The organism is Ruegeria sp. AD11(2025) (assembly GCF_056542405.1).
Genome location: NZ_JBQFZU010000013.1, coordinates 45,148 through 62,083, shown reverse-complemented (window position 1 = coordinate 62,083; position 16,936 = coordinate 45,148). Strand labels below are relative to the sequence as shown.

Genomic DNA, 16,936 nt, shown 5'->3' with positions numbered 1-16,936 from the left:
GAGGAAAAAAATGCCGATTTCCAATCAAACCTACTGCAGTGGTTGCAACCTTGATCTAAGTTGCCCTGCAAGGCGATAATCTTAAAGCTGGTTTTCGGGGTACACGGGCAGGATACTTTATGAATGATTTTCACTTACTGCGGGGCGTCAAACTTCCGGATGATCCGCGCATCATCACGCCACAGGTGAAACGATCCATTCTGGCGCAACGCTATGAAAAAGACGAAGTTGAAGGCCTTCCCAAGTTTATTGAATCAGACGACCGCGTGGTTGAACTCGGCGCCGGGATAGGCTTTATCTCCTCATTTCTAGCCACTCAATTGGGTGTTCGATCTGTCATGTGTGTGGAGGCGAACCCCAAGCTGTGCGATTTCATTACGCGCGCGCACGCAGCAAACGGGATATCAAACGTCGAAGTGCTGAATGCAGTTGCATTGAGCGATTCCCGGACCCCGGGCACGTCTACCTTTTACGTTCGAGACCCCTTCTGGTCCTCGTCCCTGGACCCCAAGCCAGATTATGTCAAAGAGGTCAGTGTGCCCGAGCGGCACCTTTCAGAAATACTGGACGAGTTCGACGCCAATGTTCTGATCGTCGACATCGAAGGTGGTGAAAAAAACCTGTTCGATGGGGCCAATCTGGCGCGGGTTCAGAAAGTTTACCTAGAAGTCCACACACGTAAAATCGGTCTTCGAGGGATAAAAGCCTGTTTTGATCATTTGTCGGCGCTGGGATTTGCCTATGATCAACGTGTCAGCCGGGGCGGGTCCGTTCTGTTCCGCCGCATTGGCCGCCGATAGGTTTGTTTGGTGGGAAGGCAGTCAAACCGCCTTCCCGACCGGTTTTATTTGATGCGTTGACCATTGGCCAAGATCTGACCGTCTTCGGTGAACTCAATTTTCGAGTTCAGCGTGTCAGGCTCATCCCCCGGTACCGCCATCAGACCCATCATCATCCGGGCGCCCATCGCGTCGCTTTCCTCGACCAGGCCCATACCGATCAGTTTGTCGATCAGCGCATTGGCGCCGACCAGCTTCAGGTTCGCCACGCCCGCCGGTGCGGGCATTCCATCAAACTCTTCCGTGTTCGAATTGTCGAAGGTAAAGTCTGCGTCACCGGTCAGTTTCGCACCGACCAGAGATACCAGCAACTCGTTGATCTTCAGCGAGTTCAGCTCACCCGGCGCTTCACCGGATTCCTCCATCGCTTCGATCGAGGCAGGGTCGAAGAAGTTGGTCAACACCTTGGCTGTGCCGGTGGTGTCCAGCGCGATGGTCGCAGGATCACGCGGCAATTCACCGGCCGGGTCGAAAATGCTCCACAACACGTCCGACATGGTGAAATCCGTTAGGTTCAACGCTAACCCGAAGGGCTGCTCTTCTTCGGATTGCTTCAGCGGAAATTCGAAGCTCAGACCGGACTTGGCCATGGCGATTTCGATCGGGAACGGCAGGTCAGCCGTAGTCACCGCCAGTTTTGCGCTGTTCTGCTCAATGTCATATGCAAGGCGCTGTTCATCCAGGCTGGCCCCAAAACGCCCGCCTTGGGATTCACTACCCATCGAGAACGCTTCGCCTTCGCTGGTCCCTTCAATGGCCGTGTTGCCCGAACCATAGGTGAACAGGCCCGAGAATGATGTGTCACCCTGGAAAAAGCTCGCGGGGTCAGCGCCATCGAAATCCGAGGGGATCACGCTGGTGCCTTCAAAGGCCAGATCGTTCATCGAACCGTCGATTTTGCCGTCATCCGATCCTTCCGGGTCTTTGAACGCCAGATCGTATACCAATCCTGCGGCGGTGAATTTCTGATCGACCTCACGGTTTTCGCCAGTTTTCATCTGCGAGCTACCTGCGACTTCGGTCAGTTTGACATCCAAAGCCAGAACGTCACTTGGCATGGTGTCGCCATCGACTGTCAGATTCGCCAGCTTCACGCCCAAAGTGGGTGCGGAATAATCATAGGTCATGTCTTTCGGGTCACCCGAAACGACCATCTCCAACCCATCATGATAATATTCGACATCGACAGAGAACGAGCTGTCTTCTTCATCGCCGGAGAAAGTCATAGGGAAACTTTCAGGTACGCCGATATTGACCGTACCATCGCCGTTCTCAGTCAGCGTCATTTGGGGAATGGTCATCTGGAAACCGCCTTCGGTATCCGGAACTTCCACTACCATTTTCATATCAGTGATGGTGGTTACGTTACCCGACACGGATTGTTCTGCTGAAACCGTGTATCCCATCTGGGTCATATAGGCCTTCCAATCATCCCAGACCTGCTGCGCGGTGACATCGGCAAGCGCCCCCTGAGTGACAATGGCATAAGCCAAGACTGCGCCGCAGCTGCGGCGAACGAAAACGGACATTTGAGAACCCTTCTTGATCAATTTTGCGGGCATCGTCGTGTCTGTGGGGCCGGGCGTCAAGGGGCAAGGGCTGGACCCGTTCCCCTTTGGCGCGGTAGAGATTCACACAATCTCAAAACAACGGAGCTACAGGGATCGTATGCAGGGGAAAACCGTACTGATAACAGGGGCCAGCCGCGGCATTGGAGCCGAGGCGGGGCGCGTATTTGCCGCAGCCGGGGCAAATGTTGCTTTGGTGGCGCGGAACCGGGATCAGATCGGGGCGCTGGCGGACGCGCTGGGCGAAAACGCCATCGCGCTGCAATGTGATGTCAGCGATTTCGTGCAGGTCGAACAGGCAGTTGCCGATTGTGTCGACCGGTTCGACGGGCTGGACGTTCTGATTGGAAATGCAGGCGTCATCGATCCGATCTTCCATTTGTCCAACGCCGATGTCGCGGCCTGGAGCGCGGCCATCGACATCAACCTCAAGGGCGTTTTCTACGGGATGCGCGCGGCCTTGCCCGTCATGCGCGCCGCAGGTGGGGGCACAGTGATCACCGTGTCCTCGGGCGCAGCGTCCAACCCGATTGAGGCGTGGAGCCATTACTGCGCCTCAAAAGCAGGCGCCAAGATGCTAACCGAATGCCTGCATCTTGAGGAATCTATTCACGGCATCCGCGCCATGGGGCTGTCGCCGGGCACCGTGGCCACGGATATGCAGCGTGTCATCAAGGCCAGCGGTATCAACGCGGTCAGCCAACTGGACTGGAGCGATCACATCCCCGTCGATTGGCCCGCGCGGGCGCTGTTGTGGATGTGCTCGGCGGATGCGGACGATTTCCTGGGCACCGAAATCTCGCTTCGGCGCGAGGATATCCGGCAAAGGGTTGGGCTGACGTGATCGAACTGACCAAGGAAGGCGGGTTATGGACCGTCACGCTCAACAATCCGCAAAAGGCCAACGCCTTGACCGAAGCGATGCTGACCGAACTGGCCGAGATTGCCGAGTCCGCGACCGAGGCGCGCGCCTTGATCCTGACCGGTGCGGGCAATGTATTCAGCGCCGGGGCCGATTTGGACGAGGCGCGCGCTGGTCTAGCAACCTCGGACGTGTGGGAGAGGCTTTCGGGTGCCATCGCCGCCCTGCCGTGTCTGACGGTCGCGGCCCTGAACGGAACGCTTGCGGGCGGGGCCAATGGGATGGTGCTGGCCTGTGACATTCGGATCGCGGTGCCGCAGGCCAAGTTCTTCTATCCGGTCATGAAGCTGGGTTTTTTGCCGCAACCGTCGGACCCTGTGCGCATGGCCGCATTGATCGGCCTGGCGCGGACCAAGATGATTTTGATGGGCGGGCAGAAGATAGGCGCGGATGAGGCCTATGCCTTTGGCCTGGTCGACCGCGTGGTTGAGCCCGACAGGCTGATGCCAACGGCGCATGAACTGGTGGTGGACAGTCTGGCCGCCAACCCCCGGATTGCCACCGGTATTGCAAGGATGTGCCGATGAGATTGTCTGCTGTGCTGCTACGTGTCGCTGATCCAGACCGGCTGACCGCGTTTTACGCGGACGTTCTGGGTATGACGGGGCGGGCGCAGGGGTCAAACCGCCGCGTTGGCTATGGCGGGCAGGACGCCGACTTGCTGCTGATGCCAGGCGGGGGGGGCTATACCCATGACGGCGGGCAGAGGTATTGGAAGATCGGTATCACCGTGCCGGATGTCGATCTGGCCACCGCGTATCTGCACCAAAAAGGAGTTGAAGTCTCGAACCCGAAACAATTCCTCGACATCGGCTATATGTGCCACCTGAAAGACCCTGAGGGCTTTGTGATCGAGCTGTTGCAACATGATTTCAAGGGCAACCGCCCCGAAAATGTCGCCGACCCGGGCGAGCCTTTCGCCAAAGCCTGTATCGGCCAGATCACCTTGCGCACCGGCGATATCGCCGCCGAGGATGCGTTCTGCCGCGGGCAGGGAATGCGTCTATTGTCGGTGCAGGATGTGGCCCAACACGGGTTCGACCTGCATTTCTATGCCTTCACCGATGAGGAACCGCCGAATGCAGATCTCTGGTCGGTTGAAAACCGGGAATGGCTGTGGAAACGTCCCTATACCACGTTGGAATTCCAACATCTTGCGGGCGCGCAGTTTGCTCCGGCACCGGATTATCGAGGGTTGGAGGTGCAGGGTCTGACGAGTTCTCTCCGCGATGCCTTTGATGACCCGGTGCGGCCCGGCTGATCACCGACCGCGCCGCTTACCCGGCACTTTCGACCGAAACCCGGGTGGGCGTTTTCGGACCCAGTTCAGAAATTTCTCAAGCCGTGGGTGGGCGCGCAGGGACTCAACCGAATTGAACTCGCGTGCCAGTTCGGCCTCAGACAAGGTGGCGTGCACCTCTTTGTGGCAGATAATGTGCAGCAAAACCGTAGGTCCGCCCTTGCCCCCTTTGAGTTTTGGGATCAGATGGTGCAGGCTGCCACCCCCATCCGGGATGGGGCGGTCACAAAGTGGGCAGATTGGATCACTGGTCGGCATGGCAGGGACTAATTTGCGCCAGATGGCGTGGAAGGCAAGAGGACGGCAATGGCGCAGGCAGTGGTAATTGGGGCCGGGCCCGCGGGCCTGATGGCGGCAGAGGAACTGGCCGCTGCGGGTCATGATGTGCTGGTGGCCGAGGCCAAACCTTCGGTCGCTCGCAAGTTTCTGATGGCCGGGAAGTCGGGACTGAACCTGACCAAAGATGAGCCGTTCGAGATCTTTCTGCAGGCCTATGGTGCGGCGTCGGACTGGTTGCGTCCGATTATTGCCACGTTCGACGCCGCCGGTGTGCAGGGCTGGGCGCGGGGGCTGGGGCAGGACGTGTTTACCGGTTCGACAGGGCGGGTGTTTCCCACGGTGATGAAAGCCTCGCCTTTGTTACGCGCGTGGCTGAGGAGGCTTGAAGGCGCAGGCGTACAGATCAGAAGCCGCTGGCGTTGGCAGGGTTGGGACAGCGATGCGCTGTTGTTCGAGACAGTGGAAGGACGGCAGGCGATCACACCGGATGTCACCGTGCTTGCGCTGGGTGGGGCTAGTTGGGCGCGGCTGGGGTCTGATGGCCAGTGGGCGCAAATCTTGCAAGAAAAAGGTGTGGAGCTTGAAACGTTTGCGCCTTCGAACTCGGCCCTGTCCGTCGATTGGAGCCCTCACATGCAGCTTCATTTCGGTGCGGCGCTGAAATCGGTGCGGTGGATGGCCGGGGAACTGGACAGTCGCGGTGAAGCCACGATATCGGCGACCGGGCTTGAGGGGGGCGGGCTGTACTCTCTAACTCCGGCCCTGCGTGATGGCGTTAATTTCTTCGTTGATTTGGTGCCTGATCTGGACGCGTCATCTTTGCAAGAACGATTGGCTGCGAAAGGTTCAAAGACCACGCAGTCGCAATGGTTGAAAAAGTCGCTCCGTCTGCCGCCGCAAAAAGTTGCTCTGTTTCACGAGATGGCCAAGGCTAGTGCTTTGCCCCAAGCGCAATGGGGCGATGCACTAAAGCATCTTCCGATCCGCCACGCGGGTCTTCGTCCGATGGATGAAGCAATTTCAACGGCAGGCGGTGTCAGGCGATCCGCTTTGGACGACGGGCTGATGCTGACCGCTTTGCCCGGAGTGTTCTGCGCCGGGGAGATGCTGGACTGGGAAGCCCCGACCGGTGGGTACCTGCTGACCGCTTGCATGGCGACCGGGAAATGGGCCGGGCGCTCCGCCGCAGACTGGCTGAACCGCGCCGGTTAGCGTGACCGGGCCAGCATCGCCAGGCGGATCATGGCGCGTTCGACCAGTGCCATTGCGGGGGCGGTTTGGCCCGCCGACCGCAGCGACAGGTCGGTATCGGTAAGAACGGTCAGAGCGGTTTGCAGTTTCGGTGCGCCCCAACCCTGCGCCTGCCGCAAAATGCGGTCGCGGCGTTTGCCGTAGACCGGCGGTCGCAGCTTGCCGATGCCTTGCGCTGCCCCGCCCGGGTCGGAAGCACAGGCGTATAAAGTCCGAAAATGCCGGGTCGCACCGATACACAGGCTGACCGCGTTGGTGCCCTGCGACTGCAGACGCCGGATCAGCGGGCCGATCTCGCCCGCACGGCCTTCGGCGACCACGTTCAGAACATCGTTCAACCCCGCCTCGGTCGAGCGGGGGGCGCAGGCTTCGATATCCTCCATGGTCAGTTCCGAATTGTCGCCGCGTTTGTAGAGGGACAGTTTTTCAATGGTTTGCGCGAAATCTCCAGGGCTGATCCCTGTGGCCAGCTCCGCAAGCGCTGACATCGAATCACGGGGAATGCTCTGTAACCCGGCCTCGGTCAGAATCCGCTCGATCTCACCGCGCGAAGGGGGATCATCATAGATGCCGACAGCATAGGCCGCCGGATGCGCCTCGAACGCCTTGCGAATTTTCGAGCTGGGCTTCAGTTGCCCGGCAGTGACGATGATCTGGGCATCACCCGGAGCCCAGTCTTCGAACGCAGCGAGAATCGCAGCGGCGGCCACATCTGTGGTGTCCTCGACAAAAACGGCACGCGGCCCAGGGAAGAATCCCACCGCCTTGACCGCGTCCAACAAAAGGGCCGGATCACCGCGCAAATCCGCGCCCGGCATACGGGTCAGGCGCATTTCCTCTTCGGCGTTGGGTCCCAGCAGGGCGGCCAGAACCTGCTGCCGTTTCAGCGCCACGCGCATCGCATCCGTGCCGTAGATCAGCAGCCCGGCCTTGTCGGCGTCTGGTCGGGCAAAATACCCCTCAGCCTCGCGCGGGCTGAGCTTCATGTGCCAAGACCCGGCGCGGCGTAGAGCTCGGCTATGATCTGATCCGACAGAATCACCATCAGCCGTTCTTTGGCATCGCGTTCGTCGGCCAGCGTGGACACGGTCGATCCGGCGGCCGAATAACCGACAAAATTGTTGACCGTGCCGGATGCAACGACCTGACCGGTCGCATTTGATCTGAGCGCGAAGTTCGCCCTGCCTTCTATTGTGTACCGGTTGGTCTCGTTCGTCGTGGTGATCGCAGCCGACCGGAATGCGGTCGAAACGTTCACATCCAGATTATACTCGCTGCCCGAATTTGCGCTGCGGCCCAGACGCTGTTCCAAATTCTGGACCAGCATATAGCTGTCGACCGAATTCGGGGCCGAGACGGCGACCTGACCATTCAGGGCCGCGCCGGAACCGCCGGGTGCGTAGACCGGTTCAAAGCCGCAGGCGGCCCCCAGAAAACAGGAAGCCAGCGGCATCAACAACAGGGTTCTGCGATTAAACAACGACATTCACGATCCGGCCCGGGACAACAATTACCTTCTTGGGCGCATTGCCATCCAGCGCCTTTTGTACAGCTTCGGTGCTGAGCGCGATTTTTTCAACCTCATCCTTGGCCAGATCCTTGGCGACGCTGATTTCCGCGCGGCGCTTACCGTTGATCTGGATCGGTAGAGTGACGGTGTCGTCGACCAGCATTGCCTCATCAGCGACCGGCCACGGCGCGACCGCGACCAGGCCTTCACCACCCTGATGCGCCCAGATGTCTTCGGCCAGATGCGGTGTCATTGGCGACATCAGCTGCGCCAGTGTCTTGATCGCCTGCTTCTGAGCCGCAGCACCAGCCTTGGATTTTGCCAACGTGTTGGTAAAGGCGTAAAGCTTGGCGATGGCTGCATTGAAGCCAAAGCTTTCAACACCCAATGTCACGTCGCGGATGGTTTTGTGCATCTCGCGCAGCAGGTCTTCATCCCCTTCGCCTTTGGCATCGGTGTCCATGGCGCCGATCTTGTCGCAGAGGTTCCAGACGCGGTTCAGGTGTTTATAGGCTGCTTCTGCACCTGCAGCTGTCCATTCCACGTCCCGCTCGGGCGGCGAATCGGACAGCACGAACCAACGCGCGGTGTCTGCACCAAAGGCCGAGATGATGCTGACCGGATCGACCACGTTCTTCTTGGATTTGGACATCTTGGCCGAGGGGATGATCTCGACCTCGGTGCCGTCTGCCAGTTTGCCGTCGGTCACATCCTCGGGCAGGTGATAGACCGGACGGCCATTGGCGTCGCGGGTCTGGTAAATCTCATGCGTCACCATGCCTTGGGTGAACAGCGCATCGAACGGCTCGATCGCCTTTTTCGGCAGGTGGCCGGTAATGTTCATCGCGCGTGCAAAGAACCGGGAATAGAGCAGGTGCAGAATCGCGTGCTCGATGCCGCCGATATACTGGTCCACATTCATCCAGTATTCGGCCTCGGCCAGATCGGTCGGTGTTTCGGCGCGCGGGGCGGTGAAACGGGCGAAATACCACGACGAATCGACGAACGTGTCCATCGTGTCGGTCTCGCGCTTGGCCGGGGCATCGCAATTCGGGCAGGTGCAATCGCGCCAGGTTGGGTGACGGTCCAGCGGGTTGCCTGGTTTGTCAAAGCTGACATCGTCGGGCAGGCGAACCGGCAAGTTTTCCTTTTTCTCTGGTACGACACCGCAGGATTCGCAATGCACGACGGGAATCGGGCAGCCCCAGTAACGCTGACGGGACAGACCCCAGTCGCGCAGTCGGTACTTAGTTACGCCTTCGCCCCAACCTGCTTTTTCAGCGAAATCGACAGTGGTGTTGATTGCTTCTTCGCCGGTCGCCTCGGTAAGACCGGCAAAGTGGTTCACCCAGCGAACTTTCTCGGTCTTCGGTGGGACGAATGCGATCTTGTCGACCGGTGTCTCATCGTCCAGAGCAAAGAAGGTGTCCACCACGGGCAACCCGTATTTTCGGCAGAAGTCGAGGTCGCGCTGATCGTGCGCCGGGCAGGCGAAGATCGCGCCGGTTCCGTAATCCATCAGGATGAAGTTGGCGATCCAGACCGGTAGTTCCCAATTCGGATCCAGCGGGTGCTTGACGCGAATCCCGGTGTCATAGCCCAGCTTTTCAGCCGTTTCGATGGCTTCTTCTGTGGTGCCGCCCTTTCGGCATTCGGCAACAAAATCAGCAATTTCGGGGATTTCCGCTTCAAGCTGCTTTGCAATCGGGTGGTCCGGCGAGATGCCGACGAAAGACGCGCCCAGCAGCGTATCGGGGCGAGTCGTATAGACAGTGATTGGCTCACCTCCGTCGGTGCGTTCGAACCCGAACTGCAGGCCGCGCGACTTGCCGATCCAGTTTTCCTGCATCAGACGCACCTTGGCAGGCCAGTTCTCCAGCGTGTCCAGCGCGTCCAGCAGCTCTTCGGAATAGTCGGATATCTTGAAGAACCATTGGGTCAGCTCACGCCGCTCCACCAAGGCGCCTGAACGCCAGCCACGACCGTTTTCCACCTGTTCATTGGCCAGAACGGTCATGTCGACCGGGTCCCAGTTCACCACGGCGTTCTTGCGGTAAACCAGCCCGGCTTCGAGCATATCCAGGAACAACGCCTGCTGCTGGCCATAATACTCCGGGTCACAGGTAGCGAATTCGCGCGACCAGTCGATCGACAGGCCCAGCGGCTTCATCTGCCCCCGCATGTCGGCGATATTGCCATAGGTCCAGTCCTTGGGGTGACCGCCGATGGCCATGGCGGCGTTTTCCGCAGGCATCCCGAACGCATCCCAGCCCATCGGGTGCAGTACGTTGTGGCCGGTCGCCAGCTTGTGCCGCGCGATCACGTCGCCCATCGTATAGTTGCGCACATGCCCCATATGGATTCGGCCCGAGGGGTAGGGAAACATTTCGAGCACATAGTATTTCGGTTTGTCCGCCGCGCGGTTGGCGGTAAAGATTCCGGCCTTGTCCCAGGCCTCTTGCCATTTTGCTTCGATTTCGTTGGCCGAGTAGCGAGACATCGTGCGGTCCTTCGTGAATGAAAACGCCGGGTAGGAACCCGGCGTGGTATTAGTGTGATTTTCGGCGGGTTGCTAGAACTTGTTGTCCGCGATGCGTAGCTGGCGGGCACGGGACAGGATCGCATCTTCGACCGCGCGCGCCGTAGCCGCACTGACCGGAGCGCCGCCACTGGTCTGCAGCGACACTGACAAAGAGCGCGCCGCCAGCGCCGGGTCACTGATGTGAACGGTCGCACGGTATTGGCGTCCGCCACCCGGAGGTGTGCCGTAACCCGTTACAATCACGCCGGTAAACGGATCGACCTCCTGAACGGGCAGGAAGTTCAGCACATCCAGCGACGCAGCCCACAGGTAGCGATTCACATTTGTAATTTGTTCGGCATTGGCGGTGTTGAACACATCCCAGATGGTCGAACGCTCCGGGTCGTTAAGCTCGCGCTCTTCGGTATTGCCACCAATCAGATTCGGGTTGTACTCGGTCGGCGTGGCCCGATTCTGTCCGCAGGCCGACACGGCAGCAGTCACTATGATCAAACCGAAAATCGTCTGCAGGCGCATTGTCGACTGGTCCTGTTCACTTTGGTCTACGTTGTCAGATGTTACTCCTAGACAAGGACCCGATCCGCAACAACCCTATTATTGTCGCATTCGCGTGGGTTTGGCCCCGTTCCGGCCCTCAAAACCGACTGTGGCATCCTTGCACCAATTTTATGCCAATGCGATCCATTCATTTATGCCAAGCTTGCGTGTCAGGGGCAAAAAGAGCGAAACGGTTCCCGTGCTGAGACATGTGCTGAGGCATGTGTCGAGTAGAAAAACTTTTGAAACCGAGGGAAACAAGATGAAAAAAGTTCTCTTCGCATCGACCGCTCTGATCGCGACCGCAGGTGTCGCAGCGGCTGACTCCGGAATTAACTTCAGCGGCTACGGCCGTTTTGGTATCGGCTACCTGGAAGACCGTGCCGGTGCTGTTACCAACTTCGTAACCGGTACCACCACCACCACTGGCGGTGCCGTGAACACCGGTGTTATCACCACCACCAACACTGCAGTTGTCGACACCGACGACGCGATCCTGGTTTCGCGCTTCCGTCTGAACATCGACGGTTTCACCGAAACCGACGGTGGCGTTCGCTTTGAAGCACGTGTTCGTATGCAAGCCGACGAAAACGCGGCCAACGGTGAAGCCAACAACGCTCGTCTGAACGGCGCACGTTTCTCGGTTATCTACGGTGGTCTGCGCGTTGACGCCGGCAACGTCGCCGGTTCGTTCGACAACCTGGCAAACTACTACGGTAACGAAGTTGGTCTGGAACTGTTCGCAGGTCAGTACTCGGGCGTTGACTATAGCTTCCTGAGCTATGTTTCGGGCGACAACCCGGGTTCGAACGCTGTGTTCTTCCAGTACGCGGTTGGCGACTTCGCCTTCGGCGCATCGTATGACCAGCAGACTGTGGCCATCAACGGCAACCCGCAGGACGCTGACCGTTGGGACGTAAGCGCAACTTACACCTTCAACAACATCACTGCTGCTGTGGCCTATGGTCAAACCGATCTGCCGGGCGGTGGTAGCGATCCGAGCCTGACCGTTCTGACCCTGGGTGGCGAATGGGGTGATTTCAACGGTACCCTGTTTGTTGCAGACGACGCGACAGAAGTTGACGCAACTGACGGCACCGCATGGGGTCTGTCGGCTGCTTACAACCTGGGCGCCGCAACCACCCTGCTGTTCACCTACGGTGACGGTAATGCCGACGCTGACACACAAGAAGTCGCAATCGGTGCCATCTACGACCTGGGCGGCGGTGCATCGCTGCGCGGTGGTATCGGCGTCAACGACTGCGACATCTGCGACGACAGCCGCATCCAAGCTGACTTCGGTGCACAGTTCAACTTCTAAGTTGATCTGAAACCGGAAGGTTTTAGGGCAGGTCCTCGGACCTGCCCTTTTCTTTTGTGCCGACATGGTGTTTTTCTGCGCGGAAAGCAGATTGAGGAAACCAATGTCGCTGCAAGAAATCACTGTCCGAATCGCCAAAGCCGAAACTGCCGCGGGGCGGGCCGCGGGATCCGTCAAACTGATCGCGGTGTCCAAGGTGCAACCGGACACGCGTGTGCAGGCCGTTCTGGATCAGGGACACCGGTGTTTCGGTGAAAACCGGGTGCAAGAGGCGGTAGGCAAATGGCCGGGCTTCACCGCGCGATACCCGGATGTCGATCTGCACCTGATAGGACCGCTGCAAACCAACAAGGCCCGGCAGGCGATAGACTTGTTCAGCACCATCCATTCCGTCGATCGGCCCAAGCTGGCCAAGACACTGGCTCGGCTGGCGCAGGAGGTTGGTTCCTGCCCGGAGTTGTTCATTCAGGTCAATACCGGAGAGGAGGAGCAAAAGGCCGGTATCCTGCCTGCCGACGCGGACGCCTTTATCGCCGAATGCCGGGAACTGGACCTGCCGATTCAGGGCCTGATGTGCATTCCACCGGTTGACGAGGAACCCTCGCTGCACTTTGCCCTTCTGGCCAAGATTGCCGAGCGCAACGGTCTTCAGGGCTTGTCGATGGGAATGAGCGGAGATTTCGAACGGGCCATCGCACTTGGCGCAACGCATGTGCGCGTGGGATCCGCCATATTCGGTGAGCGGATCAAGCCGGAGGGATAATCAACCGCGCACCCAGAGCCACCTTGCTGGCGATCCAACGCAGGTGGTCGCGGCGGAATGCAATGCAGCCCTCGGTCGGATAACCGGGGCGGCGCCACTGGTGAATAAAGATTGCCGAGCCGTTGCCGGGCACGGCATTGGGCCAGTTCCAGTCGGTGATCAGCACCAGATCATACAGGGGATCGGCGCGGCGCAGCTTTTCATGGCTGAAGGCATAGGGTGCGGAGACGAGGCGGTTATAGTGATTGTCCCGCACGTCATCCGACCACAGGTCCCACGGACCGATTGGAATCGCCCACTCAGCTGGTTTCGCAATCCGGTCCGGCCGGTACAGCATCCCGACGATGTGATGCGTACCCATCGGTGTCGCACCATCCCCCTCGCGCTTCGAGCGTGCCAACCCGCCCTTGCCAATCGAACAGGGAAAGACCCGGCCGGCAAACCGCACGCCGCGCGGGGTCAGTACCAGGTCGTCAGGCGTCACAGCAGGTGCCCAGACTTGGCCGCCTTGGTCGCCAGGTATCCCCGATTGTGGGCTGTTTCACCCACTTTCAGGGGCACGCGCTCCGTCACGGCGATCCCGGTTTTCTCCATCATGACGATTTTCGCAGGGTTGTTGGTCAGCAGCCGAACCGAGTTGAATCCCAGCGATTTCAGGATATCCGAGCCCAGGCGAAAATCACGCTCATCATCTTCAAAGCCTAGCCGGTGGTTGGCTTCGACCGTGTCAAACCCCTGATCCTGCAGGAAATATGCGCGCATCTTGTTGGCCAGACCTATCCCCCGACCTTCTTGGTTAAGGTACAGCAGCACCCCGGCTCCTTCCGAGCCCATCTGTGCCAGCGCGCCCCGCAACTGAGGCCCACAATCGCATTTCAGGCTGCCCATCAGGTCACCAGTGAAACAGGCCGAATGCAGCCGCGCCAGAACCGGCTTGCCGCGATCCGGGCGACCGATTTCGACGGCATAATGCTCTTCACCGCCGTCCTCGGGACGAAACACATGCAACCGTCCTGCCTCGGAGACTTCCATCGGCAGGCGCGCCGCGACCACTTCATGCAGTGCGCTGCGATCCGCCAGGTGCGGCGCGGCGCGGGTGTGGTCGATGCATGTCAGGCCATGTGTCGCGGCAAAGTTGCGCCCATCCTCGATGGGAAGAACAACCGCCGCAGGTAGCAGGCGTGCGGATTTGGTCAGGGCGATGGCGATGCGGTGCAGGTTGGCGTTACCCTGACGCTCGGTCATCAGGGGGCCTTTCATTGGCGCGTTCAGATCGTCCGATGGATCGGCCACGGCCTGAACCCAGCCAATATCCGCATCTGCCGGGATGATCACCCGGGCCAGATCACCGTCATAGGCCCGCGCCTTCAGCGTCTCGGCCCGGCGCACGGTGACGGCGACCGCAGGGTTGCCGCCAAGGCCGCGCAGATCAGCAAGCCGCTGGGCGCTCAGTGTCTCGGTAGCAACGGCCAGTACGCTGAAACCGCTGTCATCGGTCAGGGCAACTGGAACGCCCATACGCAGATCCGCGCGGGCCCGCGACAGCAATTCTGAAATATCCGGGACAAGACTCATCTGTGTTACCCTGTAACCATCCGGCCTCCCTGTAGCCTGATAAGACGGAAATGTGAAACATTTCCTCTGCCTCAGACACGAGGGCGTGAAACCATTGCAGCAAACCTTGTTGATTGCATCTTCCGCGCGCAAGTGGTGGAAAAGGCTTAGGAGGACCGCACATGGCTCAGCTCAAGAAAATCCTGCTGGTGGATGACGACGAAGACCTGCGCGAGGCGCTTAGTGAGCAACTTGTGATGACCGAGGACTTCGACGTGTTCGAAGCCCATGACGGAGCATCCGCGATGGAGCGTGCGCGCGAAGCGATTTATGACCTGGTCATTCTGGATGTCGGCCTGCCGGATACTGACGGGCGCGAGTTGTGCCGCCTGATGCGCAAGCAAGGCGTCAAAAGCCCAATCCTGATGCTGACCGGCCATGACAGCGACGCGGATACCATTCTGGGTCTGGATGCGGGTGCCAACGACTATGTTTCCAAGCCATTCAAGTTTCCGGTCCTGCTGGCCCGTATCCGGGCGCAACTGCGCCAGCATGAACAGTCCGAGGATGCGGTGTTTGTTCTGGGCCCCTACACGTTCAAGCCTGCGATGAAGATGCTGATCACCGAAGACGATCGCAAAATCCGGCTGACCGAGAAAGAAACCAACATTCTCAAGTTTCTGTACCGCTCGACCGATGGCGTCGTTGCCCGAGACGTGCTGTTGCACGAGGTCTGGGGCTATAACGCCGGTGTCACCACCCACACACTTGAAACGCACATCTATCGCCTGCGCCAGAAGATTGAGCCCGATCCGTCCAATGCGCGCCTTTTGGTCACAGAATCGGGTGGATATAGGCTGGTGTCTTAACTGGTTGTGGATTGACGTGGATCAAAGTGATACTCTGGATGTGTAATTAGATTGCTCCCAACCCGCGCATGTCCGGGTTATGACATGCACCTCCCTGTTGGACTGCCGGGCCTGATGGCCCGGCTTTTTTCTTTATATTGGTTGAAGAGAAAGCGAATCTGCCACCTCGGGGAATGGGTTAACTGGTTCCTTCTTTCTCCAGGATAGTGCCGTAGGTCATGCCACTGCGGAGACTGCGGAAATCGGCATAGATTTTGCCATCTTCAAAGGTGGCATCAATAAGACCGTTCACTTTGCGGTTTTCGCCAGTGTGACTTTCAACCATGGCAATCGTTCCTGAGCCATCGCGGCTGATTGTTCCGGTTACCTGACCTTCGTTCCAACGATCCGAACCGATGCGGCTCCATTTGCTGGTACCCCAGAATGCATTGTCCTGTTGTTCTTTTATCTCCAGAACCCATTCGGACTGGTTGAAACGCGGTGCCCCGTCGCTGTGTTCGTTGGGCAGGGCGGCAACTGTGTGGGTGCCATTCCAGATTCCGCGCAGGTCGGGTGCGTTTTCGGCGGCCGCAAGGGTGGCAAAAGCAAAGGTGCTGGCAAGTGCGGCGGCGCCAAGTGTCTTAAGTCTGGTCATGATCTCCTCCATTTTCTTTCCATAGATGTTGGGGGTGGAGACTTCGATTTCTATGCGGGCGTTAATACATAAAGGTTAATTCATCCACGCTTCATGAAGGAAAAATTGCGTTCAGAGCGCTCACCTTGGCGCGAGTTTCAAAACATGATTGTCTCTGTCATTTCCCATGGTGCCGGGCGAAACGCCACGCTAGTCTGCGCCAACCGCGACAGAGGAATCCCCCATGCCCTTTACCCTTGCCACCTGGAACATCAACTCGGTCCGCCTGCGCGAGCCCATCGTGCTGAAATTGCTGCAGGAAGAGGCGCCGGATGTTCTGTGTCTGCAGGAATGCAAGTCTCCGGTCGAAAAGATCCCCACGGAGGGGTTTGCGGAGCTAGGCTACACCCACATGATCGCGCGCGGGCAAAAGGGTTATAATGGCGTCGCCATCCTGTCGCGCCTGCCGATGGAGGAGGTGGGCGACAAGGATTTTGCTGGTCTCGGTCATGCCCGCCACATCGCAGGGCGGTTGGAGAATGGTGTAACGATCCACAATTTCTATGTTCCGGCGGGCGGCGATGTGCCGGATCGCGAGAAGAACGAGAAATTCGGTCAAAAACTCGATTACCTGACCGATATGCGCGACTGGTTCCATGCGGAAAAGCCGAAAAAATCCATTCTGGTCGGCGATCTGAACATCGCCCCGCGTGAGGATGACGTCTGGTCGCACAAACAACTGCTCAAGGTCGTCTCGCACACACCGATCGAAGTCGAATCGCTGGCCGAAACCCAGGATGCGGGCGGCTGGGTTGATATCACCCGCCAGGATATTCCCGAGGGGCAGCTCTATAGCTGGTGGTCTTATCGTGCGCGTGATTGGGACGCGGCCGACAAGGGGCGGCGGCTGGATCATGTCTGGGCCACGCCCGATATCTCGAACGCGGGGCACTCCAGCCGTATCCTGCGCGACGCACGTGGGTGGGAGAAGCCCAGCGACCACGCCCCTGTTTTTGCCAGTTTTGACCTGTAATTGCGTAACTCGGCCCTTGGTTTCTGCAACAAGCG

The 16,936-nt window shown here is 59.0% G+C and carries 18 protein-coding genes; 9 read left to right on the top strand and 9 right to left on the bottom strand.

Translation table 11 applies throughout. From position 1 onward, the window contains the following. Positions 1-119 precede the first annotated feature (119 nt). A complete protein-coding gene (locus ACR1XY_RS13870; RefSeq protein WP_480594048.1) occupies positions 120-800 on the top strand; it encodes an FkbM family methyltransferase in 681 nt (226 codons plus the stop codon). A 44-nt stretch (positions 801-844) separates the two neighbouring features. Here the strand turns inward: ACR1XY_RS13870 and ACR1XY_RS13865 are convergent, their stop codons facing one another. Continuing rightward, positions 845-2,368: a DUF2125 domain-containing protein gene (locus ACR1XY_RS13865; protein ID WP_480594045.1), complete on the bottom strand. Its 1,524-nt coding sequence runs from the start codon at positions 2,366-2,368 to the stop codon at positions 845-847. Positions 2,369-2,507: 139 nt separating this feature from the next. On the opposite strand from ACR1XY_RS13865, the gene ACR1XY_RS13860 reads away from it, so the two are divergent. From ACR1XY_RS13860 to ACR1XY_RS13850, 3 genes are read left to right on the top strand one after another with little or no spacing between them, the layout of a single operon-like run. Continuing rightward, a complete protein-coding gene (locus tag ACR1XY_RS13860; RefSeq protein WP_480594257.1) occupies positions 2,508-3,251 on the top strand; it encodes an SDR family oxidoreductase in 744 nt (247 codons plus the stop codon). Continuing rightward, positions 3,248-3,856: an enoyl-CoA hydratase/isomerase family protein gene (locus tag ACR1XY_RS13855; RefSeq protein ID WP_480594043.1), complete on the top strand. Its 609-nt coding sequence runs from the start codon at positions 3,248-3,250 to the stop codon at positions 3,854-3,856. The genes ACR1XY_RS13860 and ACR1XY_RS13855 overlap by 4 nt, the downstream gene beginning before the upstream one ends. Next, positions 3,853-4,590, top strand: a complete 738-nt coding sequence (locus ACR1XY_RS13850) for a VOC family protein (protein WP_480594041.1) — start codon at positions 3,853-3,855, stop codon at positions 4,588-4,590. Before ACR1XY_RS13855 ends, ACR1XY_RS13850 begins: the two co-directional genes overlap by 4 nt. Here ACR1XY_RS13850 and ACR1XY_RS13845 read toward each other — a convergent pair whose 3' ends face one another. Continuing rightward, on the bottom strand, positions 4,591-4,887 hold the full coding sequence (locus tag ACR1XY_RS13845; protein WP_480594038.1) for an HNH endonuclease: 297 nt from the start codon (positions 4,885-4,887) through the stop codon (positions 4,591-4,593). A 48-nt stretch (positions 4,888-4,935) separates the two neighbouring features. On the opposite strand from ACR1XY_RS13845, the gene ACR1XY_RS13840 reads away from it, so the two are divergent. Then, positions 4,936-6,120 carry a TIGR03862 family flavoprotein gene (locus ACR1XY_RS13840; protein ID WP_480594035.1) on the top strand — a complete coding sequence of 395 codons (1,185 nt, stop codon included), beginning with the start codon at positions 4,936-4,938 and terminating at the stop codon, positions 6,118-6,120. On the opposite strand, the gene holA is transcribed toward ACR1XY_RS13840, so the two are convergent. From holA to ACR1XY_RS13820, 4 genes are all read right to left on the bottom strand, one after another. Further along, positions 6,117-7,145 carry a DNA polymerase III subunit delta gene (gene holA, locus ACR1XY_RS13835; protein ID WP_480594033.1) on the bottom strand — a complete coding sequence of 343 codons (1,029 nt, stop codon included), beginning with the start codon at positions 7,143-7,145 and terminating at the stop codon, positions 6,117-6,119. The two genes, ACR1XY_RS13840 and holA, sit on opposite strands and share 4 nt — an antisense overlap. Next, positions 7,142-7,645: an LPS assembly lipoprotein LptE gene (gene lptE / locus ACR1XY_RS13830; protein WP_480594031.1), complete on the bottom strand. Its 504-nt coding sequence runs from the start codon at positions 7,643-7,645 to the stop codon at positions 7,142-7,144. Before lptE ends, holA begins: the two co-directional genes overlap by 4 nt. Then, positions 7,632-10,169 (bottom strand): leucine--tRNA ligase, encoded by a 2,538-nt coding sequence (gene leuS, locus ACR1XY_RS13825; RefSeq protein ID WP_480594029.1) that lies wholly within the window; start codon positions 10,167-10,169, stop codon positions 7,632-7,634. Before leuS ends, lptE begins: the two co-directional genes overlap by 14 nt. 72 nt (positions 10,170-10,241) lie before the next feature. Beyond that, positions 10,242-10,727, bottom strand: a complete 486-nt coding sequence (locus ACR1XY_RS13820; protein WP_480594027.1) for a DUF3576 domain-containing protein — start codon at positions 10,725-10,727, stop codon at positions 10,242-10,244. A gap of 283 nt (positions 10,728-11,010) precedes the next feature. Here ACR1XY_RS13820 and ACR1XY_RS13815 point away from each other — a divergent pair, with 283 nt between their 5' ends. After that, positions 11,011-12,069 (top strand): porin, encoded by a 1,059-nt coding sequence (locus ACR1XY_RS13815; protein ID WP_480594025.1) that lies wholly within the window; start codon positions 11,011-11,013, stop codon positions 12,067-12,069. 103 nt (positions 12,070-12,172) lie between these two features. After that, on the top strand, positions 12,173-12,832 hold the full coding sequence (locus ACR1XY_RS13810) for a YggS family pyridoxal phosphate-dependent enzyme (protein ID WP_480594023.1): 660 nt from the start codon (positions 12,173-12,175) through the stop codon (positions 12,830-12,832). On the opposite strand, the gene ACR1XY_RS13805 is transcribed toward ACR1XY_RS13810, so the two are convergent. Both ACR1XY_RS13805 and ribA read right to left on the bottom strand, forming a co-directional pair. Then, entirely contained in the window at positions 12,816-13,316 is a 501-nt protein-coding gene (locus ACR1XY_RS13805; RefSeq protein ID WP_480594021.1) for a L,D-transpeptidase family protein, read from the bottom strand. The two genes, ACR1XY_RS13810 and ACR1XY_RS13805, sit on opposite strands and share 17 nt — an antisense overlap. Next, a complete protein-coding gene (ribA, locus tag ACR1XY_RS13800) occupies positions 13,313-14,407 on the bottom strand; it encodes a GTP cyclohydrolase II (RefSeq protein WP_480594019.1) in 1,095 nt (364 codons plus the stop codon). The genes ACR1XY_RS13805 and ribA overlap by 4 nt, the downstream gene beginning before the upstream one ends. Before the next feature lie 161 nt (positions 14,408-14,568). On the opposite strand from ribA, the gene ACR1XY_RS13795 reads away from it, so the two are divergent. Next, on the top strand, positions 14,569-15,255 hold the full coding sequence (locus ACR1XY_RS13795; RefSeq protein ID WP_170328103.1) for a response regulator transcription factor: 687 nt from the start codon (positions 14,569-14,571) through the stop codon (positions 15,253-15,255). Between the two features lie 178 nt (positions 15,256-15,433). Here ACR1XY_RS13795 and ACR1XY_RS13790 read toward each other — a convergent pair whose 3' ends face one another. Continuing rightward, positions 15,434-15,889: a hypothetical protein gene (locus ACR1XY_RS13790; RefSeq protein ID WP_480594018.1), complete on the bottom strand. Its 456-nt coding sequence runs from the start codon at positions 15,887-15,889 to the stop codon at positions 15,434-15,436. A gap of 223 nt (positions 15,890-16,112) precedes the next feature. Between ACR1XY_RS13790 and ACR1XY_RS13785 the strand changes: the two genes are divergently transcribed. After that, positions 16,113-16,901 carry an exodeoxyribonuclease III gene (locus tag ACR1XY_RS13785; protein ID WP_480594016.1) on the top strand — a complete coding sequence of 263 codons (789 nt, stop codon included), beginning with the start codon at positions 16,113-16,115 and terminating at the stop codon, positions 16,899-16,901. Positions 16,902-16,936 lie beyond the last annotated feature (35 nt).